The organism is Limosilactobacillus kribbianus, assembly GCF_026413145.1.
Taxonomy (GTDB): domain Bacteria; phylum Bacillota; class Bacilli; order Lactobacillales; family Lactobacillaceae; genus Limosilactobacillus; species Limosilactobacillus kribbianus.
The window spans coordinates 1-1,009 of sequence record NZ_JAOVYZ010000105.1; the positions used below are offsets into that span (position 1 = coordinate 1).

2 protein-coding genes are annotated in these 1,009 nt (G+C 48.6%); both read right to left on the reverse strand.

The genetic code is table 11. The features are described 5' to 3' along the window. On the reverse strand, positions 1–461 hold a 461-nt coding region (locus OCT58_RS10370; RefSeq protein ID WP_267202734.1), incomplete at its 3' end, for an Rpn family recombination-promoting nuclease/putative transposase. 250 nt (positions 462–711) lie between these two features. Continuing rightward, positions 712–1,009 (reverse strand): LPXTG cell wall anchor domain-containing protein (locus OCT58_RS10375; RefSeq protein WP_267202735.1); only part of this gene is annotated, 298 nt, incomplete at its 5' end.

Here is a 1,009-nt window from a genome sequence, read left to right on the forward strand (position 1 = left end):
CGAGCCGGATTTCGAACCGATCGCATCTCGAATTCATATGCCATTGCACCATCACCATAGTAGTCAAAGTCACAAAAGAAAATCACGTAAATTGGATTAACGTGTTGCTCATCGTAACTATCACCTGGTCTCAATACATCTGCGTGATTCATATAGTAACGCATTCGAAACGGCAAGTTGTGATTGTTTTTTACCTGCATCTCCAAAATATAGGTCCGATTCTGATCATCGCGCACATAGGCATCAAAGCGCGGCGCCTTGATGCCAAGCGTGGTATTGACCTGCTTTTGCGTTGTAACCCGTTGAATATGCTTGATATCTAATCGTGGAAAAATACGGTGCAACAACTCCAAGCAGATCTGATCGTCCTCCATCACCATGCCAAACATCCGGTCGTTAGCCAGGGTCAGGTGCTCCCATTTAGCTCGGAGCTCTGCCTCCTGGTTCGTTGAGTGTGTCATTGCAGACCCTCCATTTAATATACTCGGCGGATGATTTGTCCCCCTAATATATAAAGACGTAAGAAATGCTTGATCGCACGAAATTCCTTTAATTTTTTCACGCCCTTAAACAAAAAGGCCTCGGCAACTCGAATGAGTTCCTGAGGTCTTTTCATTGCCCGCAGCCATCTACCTGGTTTCGAATCAAGTAAATAAATTTGGGGAGGTTATTTACTCTTTGAGCAGACTCTGCTACGAGCAATGTAATTGTTTAGTTTTCACGTTTCTTCTTGGCGGCGAGCCCGGCCAGGCCGAGCGCACCCGCTAACTCAATTCCGGCAGCCGCCAGGATTGCACTGGTGTCGGTATCGTTGCCCGTTTGTGGCAGCGTGATGGTATTACCGCCAGTGGAAGCAGCGCTGCTAGTGCCGCTGACCGAGCTTGCGGCTTGACCTTGTAGTCCATTGGCAACTGTTCCAGCGTAACCGCCACCGTTACCAATCTGACCGGTCGTGCCAGTGCTCAATTGACCGTTGCCAGCAGTATTGCCGCTGTAGGTGCCATTACCA